The organism is Paenarthrobacter sp. TAF1 (genome assembly GCF_052113825.1).
Lineage (GTDB): Bacteria > Actinomycetota > Actinomycetes > Actinomycetales > Micrococcaceae > Arthrobacter > Arthrobacter nicotinovorans.
In genome coordinates this window covers 24,639-33,097 of the sequence record NZ_JBFRDO010000026.1, presented here as the reverse complement: position 1 = coordinate 33,097, position 8,459 = coordinate 24,639, and the positions used below count along the sequence as shown (strand labels likewise).

General features: G+C 64.6%; 9 protein-coding genes. 5 read left to right on the top strand and 4 right to left on the bottom strand.

Features of this window, described 5'->3' with window-relative positions; genetic code table 11:
• Positions 1 to 308 precede the first annotated feature (308 nt).
• Together fbaA and AB4Y81_RS20185 are read left to right on the top strand one after the other, a co-directional pair.
• Positions 309 to 1,328 (top strand): class II fructose-bisphosphate aldolase, encoded by a 1,020-nt coding sequence (gene fbaA, locus AB4Y81_RS20190; RefSeq protein ID WP_018780061.1) that lies wholly within the window; start codon positions 309 to 311, stop codon positions 1,326 to 1,328.
• The gene (locus AB4Y81_RS20185) at positions 1,328 to 1,750 is read left to right on the top strand and encodes a DUF3151 domain-containing protein (RefSeq protein WP_039239501.1); all 423 of its coding nucleotides are present in this window, start codon (positions 1,328 to 1,330) and stop codon (positions 1,748 to 1,750) included. The genes fbaA and AB4Y81_RS20185 overlap by 1 nt, the downstream gene beginning before the upstream one ends.
• A 64-nt stretch (positions 1,751 to 1,814) precedes the next feature.
• Here the strand turns inward: AB4Y81_RS20185 and AB4Y81_RS20180 are convergent, their stop codons facing one another.
• Genes AB4Y81_RS20180 through AB4Y81_RS20170 form a run of 3 tightly spaced genes read right to left on the bottom strand, consistent with a single transcriptional unit; the run spans position 1,815 to position 4,800 of the window.
• Positions 1,815 to 2,636, bottom strand: a complete 822-nt coding sequence (locus AB4Y81_RS20180; RefSeq protein WP_441996716.1) for an ABC transporter ATP-binding protein — start codon at positions 2,634 to 2,636, stop codon at positions 1,815 to 1,817.
• The gene (fepG, locus tag AB4Y81_RS20175; protein WP_441996715.1) at positions 2,633 to 3,697 is read right to left on the bottom strand and encodes an iron-enterobactin ABC transporter permease; all 1,065 of its coding nucleotides are present in this window, start codon (positions 3,695 to 3,697) and stop codon (positions 2,633 to 2,635) included. The genes AB4Y81_RS20180 and fepG overlap by 4 nt, the downstream gene beginning before the upstream one ends.
• Complete coding sequence (locus tag AB4Y81_RS20170; protein ID WP_018780065.1) at positions 3,694 to 4,800, bottom strand: iron chelate uptake ABC transporter family permease subunit; 1,107 nt, start codon at positions 4,798 to 4,800, stop codon at positions 3,694 to 3,696. Before AB4Y81_RS20170 ends, fepG begins: the two co-directional genes overlap by 4 nt.
• An 87-nt stretch (positions 4,801 to 4,887) precedes the next feature.
• On the opposite strand from AB4Y81_RS20170, the gene AB4Y81_RS20165 reads away from it, so the two are divergent.
• Positions 4,888 to 5,940, top strand: coding sequence for an ABC transporter substrate-binding protein (locus tag AB4Y81_RS20165; protein WP_441996713.1), 1,053 nt, complete (start codon positions 4,888 to 4,890; stop codon positions 5,938 to 5,940).
• Between the two features lie 146 nt (positions 5,941 to 6,086).
• Here the strand turns inward: AB4Y81_RS20165 and AB4Y81_RS20160 are convergent, their stop codons facing one another.
• Positions 6,087 to 6,719: a hypothetical protein gene (locus AB4Y81_RS20160; RefSeq protein ID WP_018780067.1), complete on the bottom strand. Its 633-nt coding sequence runs from the start codon at positions 6,717 to 6,719 to the stop codon at positions 6,087 to 6,089.
• A 389-nt stretch (positions 6,720 to 7,108) separates the two neighbouring features.
• Between AB4Y81_RS20160 and AB4Y81_RS20155 the strand changes: the two genes are divergently transcribed.
• Both AB4Y81_RS20155 and AB4Y81_RS20150 read left to right on the top strand, forming a co-directional pair.
• The gene (locus AB4Y81_RS20155) at positions 7,109 to 7,837 is read left to right on the top strand and encodes a SipW-dependent-type signal peptide-containing protein (RefSeq protein WP_018780068.1); all 729 of its coding nucleotides are present in this window, start codon (positions 7,109 to 7,111) and stop codon (positions 7,835 to 7,837) included.
• Positions 7,838 to 7,933: 96 nt separating this feature from the next.
• Positions 7,934 to 8,452, top strand: coding sequence for a signal peptidase I (locus tag AB4Y81_RS20150; protein WP_018780069.1), 519 nt, complete (start codon positions 7,934 to 7,936; stop codon positions 8,450 to 8,452).
• Positions 8,453 to 8,459 lie beyond the last annotated feature (7 nt).

The following is an 8,459-nucleotide window of genomic DNA, read 5'->3' as shown; positions in this document are numbered from 1 at the left end:
GTGCACCGCCCCGACACGCCGGGCAGCAGTACGAACAGGCATCCCCGCACACACCAAATCAAGAAACTCAGTACGCGCAGCCTTGGGGAACAACTTGACCATAAAACGCTCCATCAATCAGAGCGTTGCAACGACCCTATGACTTTGCCCGCGCGGGATTGTCATTAAATGCCAACTCGGCGGAAGTGTTAAGAGCCTCAGTGACCCGAAACACGGCGCCCCCGCGGATATCGCTAGGATGGGTGCTAGCCGTAAGCGGTCTACTCCAGGGTTACCAACCCACAGACGAATTCAGCATAGGAGTCACCATGCCCATTGCAACCCCAGAGATTTACTCCGAGATGATCGACCGCGCAAAGGCTGGCGGATTCGCTTTCCCTGCGGTCAACGTGACGTCGTCGCAGACTCTGAACGCTGCGATCCGCGGTTTCGCCGAGGCCGAATCCGACGGCATCATCCAGGTTTCCACCGGTGGCGCAGCCTACTGGTCCGGCGCTTCGGTCAAGGACATGGTTGCCGGTTCCCTCGGCTTCGCCGCGTTCGCCCGCGAAGTTGCCAAGAACTACAACGTCAACATCGCCCTGCACACGGACCACTGCCCGCAGGACAAGCTGGCGGACTTCGTTCTGCCGCTGCTGGCCGCTTCCGAGGAAGCCGTCAAGGCCGGCAAGGACCCGATCTTCAACTCGCACATGTGGGACGGCTCGCACGAGACCCTCTCCGAGAACCTGCGCATCGGCCGTGAACTGCTGGAGCGCGCCGCTGCTGCCAAGATCATCCTCGAGGTTGAAATCGGCACCGTTGGTGGCGAAGAAGACGGCGTTGAGAACGAGATCAACGAGAAGCTCTACACCACCACCGAGGATGCCCTCGCAACCATCGAGGCCCTGGGTGCCGGCGAAAACGGCCGCTACCTGACCGCACTGACCTTCGGCAACGTGCACGGTGTGTACAAGCCGGGCAACGTGAAGCTCCGCCCCGAACTGCTCAAGCAGATCCAGGCTGAGGTTGGCGCCAAGATCGGCAAGGAAAACCCGTTCGACCTCGTGTTCCACGGCGGCTCCGGCTCCACGGAACAGGAAATCGCTGACGCCGTTTCCTACGGTGTCATCAAGATGAACATCGACACCGACACCCAGTACGCGTTCACCCGCCCGGTTGCCGGCCACATGTTCTCCAACTACGACGGCGTCCTGAAGGTCGACGGCGAAATGGGCAACAAGAAGACCTACGACCCCCGCGTCTGGGGCGCTTCCGCTGAAGCCGGCATGGCCGCGCGCATCGTCGAAGCCGCCCAGCAGCTCGGATCGGTGGGCAAGACCTTCTGATGTCCGACGAATTCCGGAAGAACCTGATGGGGCCGGAGCCCACGCTCCTGCCCGCCGAGAACGAGATCTACCAGCACCTGGCCCTCGGCAAGGAAGCACTGGACCTCGTGGCGCAGAACCCCACATCGTCACTGCTGTGGGCCATCCTCGCCGAGGAAGCCTGGGCGGAGGGCCGGACCATCGAGTCCTACGCCTACGCCCGCGTCGGTTACCACCGCGGCCTCGATTCGCTGCGCCGCAACGGTTGGCGCGGCGTCGGACCCATCCCGTGGGAGCACGAGCCCAACCAGGGCTTCCTGCGCGCGCTTTACGCACTGGGCCGGGCCGCTTCGGCGATCGGTGAAGCTGAAGAACCTGAGCGGATCGAGAAGTTCCTGAACGACTCGGACCCGAAGGCCAAGGCAGCGCTCGAAGCCCGCTAAAGCCAAGCAAACGACGACGGCGACCCTCACCAAAAGGCGAGGGTCGCCGTCGTCGTTAAGGGCCTCAGTCCGTGACGGCTGAGTGCCGCGGGCGTCCCAGCGGGACCACCAGCGGCGTGTGCGTCACGGGGTCCTCGATGATTTTGCAGGCCATCCCGAACACTTCCTCCACCAAGGACCCGGTGATGACGTCGGCGGGGGCGCCTTCGGCCACCACCACGCCGTCCTTCATGGCGATGATGTGGTCCGCGTAGCGGCTGGCGTGGTTGAGGTCGTGGAGCACGGCAACCAGTGTGTGGCCCTTGTCCAGGTTGAGCTCGCGGAAGAGTTCCAGCAGCTCGATCTGGTGAGCGATATCGAGGAAGGTGGTGGGTTCGTCCAGGAGCATCAGCGGCGTCTGCTGGGCGAGCACCATGGCCACCCACACGCGCTGCCGCTGACCGCCGGAGAGCTCGTCCACCAGCCGCCCGGACAGGGCCGAGACTCCAGTGGCTTCCATGGCCTCCGCTACCGCGGACTCGTCCTCCACACTCCACTGCCGCAGGAGTTTCTGGTGCGGGTACCGGCCGCGGGCCACGAGATCAGCGACCGTGATGCCGTCGGGGGCGATGGAGGACTGGGGGAGCAACCCGAGCCGGCGCGCCAGTTCCTTTGCGGGCAGCGACGTCACGGATTTTCCGTCCAACAGCACCTGTCCGCTGCGGGGCTTGATGAGCCGGGCGAGCGCCCGCAGCAGCGTGGACTTGCCGCAGGCGTTGGGCCCGACGATCACCGTGAACTTCCCCTCGGGGATGCGCACATTGAGGTTCTCGGAGATGACGCGCTGCTCATAGCCAATGGTCAGGGCTTCTGCGTGGAGCTGCGGTGCAGCAGTGGTGAGGCTCATGATTTCCTTGCTTCCCTGGCCAGCAGCCAAACGAGGTAGATACCGCCGATGCACACCGTCACAACCCCAACTGGCAGTTGGATCGGAGCGAAGAGACGTTGCGCCGCGAGGTCGCTGGACACCAGCAGGAAGGCACCCATCACCGCGGAAGGCAGCAATGTGATGCCGGCACTCCGGGTGAGCCGCCGGGCAAGCTGGGGAGCGGCGAGGGCCACGAACGCGATGGGACCGGCCACTGCAGTGACGGCAGCCGTCAGCGCAACGCCCAGGATGAGCAGCAGCAAACGGGTGGGTTCGGCCCGGACGCCCAAGGCGCGGGCGGCGTCGTCGCCCATTTCCAGGAGCTGCATGCGACGCGCCACGGCCAGCGTGGCCAAACCAACCACAACAACCACGACGGCGGCCGGCGCCGCTTGCTCCCACGTGATGCCGTTGAGGGACCCGGCTCCCCAGACGGCGGCCGCCAGGGCGGCCTCGAGTTCGGCTTGCAGGATGAGCCAGTGGTTCAGCGCAGCAAGCATGGCGCTGATGCCGATACCCACGATGATGAGCCGGAAGCCCTGGGAACCACGGCGGTAGGCCAGCAAATAGACGGCCAGGGCTGTGAGGACTCCGCCCACCAAGGCGCCGGCCGCAACTCCCGCATAACTGCCACCCACCGTGAGCATCACAATGAGCGCCCCGGTGTAGGCACCCGTATTGAAGCCGATGATGTCAGGGCTGCCCAGCGGGTTGCGCGTCATGGACTGGAAGATGCCGCCGCTCATGCCAAGCGCCGCACCGAACACCAGCGCCGCCAGGACCCGGGGAAGGCGCCATTCCATGACGATTGTTTGGGCGAGCCCCGGGGCATCGCCGGTGTAGGCTTGCAGTACTTGTTGTACGGAGACCTCGTAGTCACCCGTCGCCAGCGAAACCACGGCTACGGCAAGCGCGGCCAGAAGCAGCGGAATGCAGACGAGCATGCTGCGGATATCCAGCCGGAGGCTCAGCGAACGGTTGCGGACCACAGCAACAGGCCGGCCGAAATCGACCCTCTTCCCTGGGTCCAGGCGGCTCATAGCCCGCTCACTTTCCGGCGCCGTGCCAAGGCGATGAGTACAGGCGCGCCGATGAACGCTGTCACCACACCTACCTGCAGCTCACCGGGTGCGGCAACCCTGCCAACAACGTCCGATACCAGCAGCAGGATGGGGGAGAGCAGGACTGTCGTGGCCATGATCCACCGCTGGTCCGGGCCCACGATCCACCGGGCCACATGGGGAACCATGAGTCCCACAAAGCCGATGGCGCCAGCTCCTGCTGTGGCTGCGCCGCTGAGGAGGGTGATGGCCACGACGCCCAGGATGCGGGTGCGGTTGACGTTGGCGCCAAGGGAAGTGGCGAGGTCGTCACCCAGTGCCAGGGCGTTGAGGCCACGGACGCAGAACAACGCCACGAGCAATCCCACGCCCATGAACGGTGCCACCGTGGCAACGGACTCCATGCTGCGGGTGTCCAGTGAGCCGATGCTCCACGAGCGCAGGTGGTCAAAGGCCTTGGGGTTCAGGAGCGTGAGTCCGGAGCCAATGCCGGTGAGGACCGCGCCCAGGGCAACACCGGCCAGTGTCAGCCGGATGGGATTCACCACGTTCCGTCCTGAGGTTCCGATCAGGTAGACCGCGGCGGTGGTGAGGATGGCCCCGCCAAACGCGAACCAGATGTAGCCGCTCAGGGTAGCTACCCCGAAGACACCAATTGCCACCACGATCGCAAACGAGGCACCCGCGTTGACCCCGAGGATGCCGGGATCGGCCAGTGGATTCCGGGTAATGGCCTGGATCAGCGCGCCAGCCATGCCCAAGGCGACTCCCACAGCGATCCCCATCAAAGTGCGCGGCAACCGGCTTTCAAGGATGATCGCGTGATCGGCGGTGTCCTGCGGGTTGGTGAAGGCCTGGAGAATGGTGGACGCCGGGATGAGCTTCGCACCGACACCCAGGCTTAGCACCACGGCACCGAGAAGGATTGCGGCCGCCGCGAACAAAAAGGTGACGCGCCAGCCGGATCTCTTGACGACGCCGCCGCGTGGTGCCGCGTTGTCACCTGACTGGGCCGCGGTTGCTGGCTCGCCGGCGTGCGGCTTGGGAGCGGGAGCCATCAGTTGGGACACGACAGGGACCATTTCAGAGAGGGGCAATAAAGGAAGGGCTATCCGTGACTGTCGTCACAACGTCACAGAAGTGTGCCCTAATTAGGTTAGCCTTACCCAGTGAAAAATGACGATTTTGAAGTTCAGCCGCCCAAGGGCTCCCGTGCGCGAAAGCTCGTAATGAAGGCGGTCGGTGCCACCTTGCTTATGGGCCTCGTCGCGGGCTGCGGCGCCAGTGGTACCTCGGGTTCCAGCGCGGGCAACGCCGATGTTGCCACGGGAGGATCGAAGTTCACCACCGCTGACCAGGAAACGGCGAAGCTCGGCACGGACGCCGCGCCCGGCGTTTTCCCGCGCACCCTGACGCACGCAAACGGTGAAACAACCTTGGAAAAGAAGCCCACCCGCGTGGTGGTACTCGACACCGGCGAACTCGACGACGTCGTCACCCTTGGCGTCACGCCGGTGGGTATGGCCACCACCGAAGGCGCCAACCCTGTTCCCACCTACCTGGCTGACAAGGTCAAGGATGTCCCCTCCGTGGGCACCATCCAGGACCTCAACCTTGAAGCCATCGCAGCGCTCAAGCCGGACCTCATCCTCGGCAGCAAGCTCCGGGCCGACAAACTCTACAAACAGTTGTCATCCATTGCCCCCACCGTGTTCAGCATCCGGCCAGGCTTCCCGTGGAAGGAAAACTTCCTCCTGGTCGGCAAGTCACTGGGCGAGGAAGACAAGGCCACCAAAGCCCTCAACGACTACCAGGGCGAAGCTGACGCGCTGAAGGCAGACGTCAAGGGCGACCCGAAGATCTCGCTGGTCCGCTTCCTGCCGGGCAAGATCCGCCTGTATGCCAACAAGTCCCTCATCGGCGTCATCCTGAAGGACGCAGGCTTGGCGCGCCCGGAGAACCAGAACATTGATGAGCTCGCGGCTGAAATCTCGGCCGAGAACATCGAGCAAGGCGACGCCGACTGGATCTTCTACAGCAGCTACGGCGACCCCTCAGCCACCGGGGAAACCTCTGTAGTTGAAGGCGCTGTCTGGCCCAAGCTCGGCGCAGTCAAAGCCGGCCACGCGAAAGCGGTCAATGACGACGTCTGGTTCCTCGGCCTCGGCCCCACAGGCGCCCAGCTGATCCTGAAGGACCTCCGCAGCATGCTGGTCGGCTGACCCGGCCCCACCACAAGAACCCCAACGACGACGGCGGCCCTCACCAAAAAGGTGAGGGCCGCCGTCGTCGTGTGTGTTGTGGGGCCTGGTCTGCGGGCTATTCCGGGGGATTGGGGCGCAAAGCGGGCCCCACAACGAAGGTGTGACTAGGCCTTGCGGGGAATGCCCGTGCGGGCCATGGCCTCGGCGTAGGCACCGTGGATGGCGTCCAGGTATTCCTGCTGGCGTGCCGGCGTGCCCGCGAAGGAGCGGCCACCGAGCGAGCGGACTTTGAACGTCTTGAAACCGCGGCGCGCGATGCTGGCTGGTGCAGCCTTCATGAGCTGGTCTGCCAGGCGGTGGGCTTCGTTTCCGTGTGCCACCAGGGCAGAGGTGCGCGGCAGGAGCTGCAGGAGGCGAAGCAGTGGCTTGAGGCCCTCGGTGATGTTGGCGGGGGTGAGCTTGCCCGGCTCCTCGTTGGGCTCGATCCACGGGTAGGCGTTCCACGGCATCATGAGCTCGGGGCGGAGGCCCAGCTGCCACTGCATGCCGAGCATGCGTGTGGCTGCTTCCTCGTCGCCGGGGGTGATGAAGCCCTCACCGGTGGTGGTGCGCTGATTGGAGAAAAGGCTGACGATGCGGCAGTCATCCATGCTGTGGGCGGGGTCGATGTAGAGGACCTCGCTGCCTGGCTTCTGCTCCTTGATGGAGTCGCACAGCTCGTTGACCTCAGCGATGTGCGGTTCGTAGCGGCGGTTCCAGAGGATTTCTTCGGGTGATTCAGTCGCCAGTTCTTGCATCAGGGGTTAGGTCTCCTAGGTGTTACAGCGCACCGTTCCAAGGGGCCGCGGGCATGCCGCAGCCGAACCTCAAAGGGTGCTGTTGGGGGCTAACTAACCTTACCGGACTTACTGCCCCAATGGGGGCCGTCCCGGCGCGCCACTTAATGCGACGCGGCGTGTTGCCCGGGAAACGTGTCAGGCATCTCGGCCCGCCCGCAACTGCGGCACAAGGTTCGACGCCGGTGCGGCGCTCCCTGTCAGCGTCGAACGCCGGCATTAACCCTAAAGTGCACCTCGGCCGGGTGGGGCTTTTCCTTCCCCAGATAATGACGTTTGAAACTACTGGTTCCGGGGGAACCGTTCGGCCTCCCCGCCAGCTCAGCATCATCAACTGTGGGGGTTAAACAATGGTCGCTAAGACGTCATCCAACAAGGCAACGAAAGTTCGGGCGCTCCTCGCCGGCGGGCTTGTCCTGGGCGTGGGAGCTGCGTTCACCTTGGCTGCATGGACAGACAACGAGTGGGTCTTCGGCAATTCCGGTGGGGACAACGGACCGGGCACGCTGACCTACCACATGGAGCAAAACACTTTCAGCAACACCAACGGTACGGGCGCCGATGCGTGGAGCGACAAGCCGAACATCCCCACCGTGCCGAGCTCGGCAACTGACGGGGCACTGACGTTCGGCGCCATCTCGGCCGCCCTCAAGCCCGGTGATACTGCTTACGCGCCCATGCAGCTCCGGGCCGCGGCAGGTTCCGAAGCCCTGACGGCCACTTTGGCGGAGGCAGTCAAGCTCGGCGGAACCGCGCCGGCAGCCGACACCACCACCAATTCCCTGGCCCTCTACAACGCCCTGACCTACCGTGCGGTCCAGGGCGTCACACCGGCCAACTGCGCTGCAGGTACGCTGACCGGCGGCACCGACATCGTAGGTTCGGCAGCTGCCGGCGTCCCGCTGACGACAGTTTCCGCAACCCCCATCACACTGCCGAAGGGCGCCGACGCAGCAACGGCCGGCTCCGCGGTGAACATTTGCTTCGCCATCACTCTCCCGTCCGCCGTGACGGACGTGACCCTGCAGGGAAAGCAGACGGTTCCGCTGTGGAGGTTCACCAGCATCGTCAGCTCGTAACGCAGCTCTGTGACAGAGCCCTTGACCCGGACCAGAAGCTCGTCCCCATTGCCCCCTTCGGCCCCTGCCCTAGGCGGGGCGGGCTTCTGGGCCGTCTTGTCCCGCATCCTCAAGGTCTCCCGTGAAATTGCCTTGACTCTGTTGGCCTTGCTCGGCCTGGTGTGCATTCTGGCGCTGGTCCTGGGTTTCGTCTACAAGGCGTCGTTCGTGGTCTTCCGGACCGGATCCATGGAGCCCATCTACCCGGTCGGGGCGCTGTCCCTTACCGTGCAGGTCCCCGCCGCGGAGCTGGTCCCGGGTGATGTCGTATCCGTGAAACGCTCGGAATCCGGCGTCCTGGTCACCCACCGCGTGGTGTCGGTGGAGCCTGACGGCTCTGGTGCTTCCTTACGGCTCAAGGGCGACGCGAACAGCTCCGAAGATCCGCTGCCGTACCAGGTGGACACCGCCCGGAAGGTACTGGCAACGGTACCCGCAGTGGGTTCCTGGGTGATGGCCATGCGGGGGCCTGGTTTCATCGGCGCCGCAACCATGGCGGTCGCCGCGCTTGTGGTGTGGGCGTACTGGCCCAAGCGGGTACCCCGTCACAAAGGTGTGGTGTCAACAGGGAGGTGAAAGAGCT